The organism is Pauljensenia sp. UMB3104 (genome assembly GCF_030217285.1).
Taxonomy (GTDB): Bacteria; Actinomycetota; Actinomycetes; order Actinomycetales; family Actinomycetaceae; genus Pauljensenia.
The window spans coordinates 1-235 of record NZ_JASONN010000612.1 but is presented as its reverse complement, the minus strand read 5'-3'; the positions used below and the strand labels follow the sequence as shown (position 1 = coordinate 235).

The following is a 235-nucleotide window of genomic DNA, read 5'->3' as shown; positions in this document are numbered from 1 at the left end:
CGAAGATCCGGTTGGACCGGGCTGGGAAGAAGACCTCGCTGAACACCTGCGTTTGGGTCGTGAAGCAGGGCGACGCGAATCCATCGTGTTGGTCGCCGAAGGTGCAACCGACCGCGAGGGTAATGTACTGACCACTCAACACATTGCCGATGTGATTACTGAGCGCACGGGTGAAGACGCTCGCGTGACGATCCTTGGCCACGTCCAGCGTGGTGGCTCGCCGTCAGCCTATGAC

1 protein-coding gene is annotated in these 235 nt (G+C 60.4%); it reads left to right on the top strand.

Annotation, left to right across the window (positions count from 1 at the left end; all coding sequences use genetic code 11):
- Positions 1–235: 6-phosphofructokinase (locus QP415_RS12990; protein WP_285100350.1), on the top strand; the 235-nt coding region annotated here is incomplete at both ends.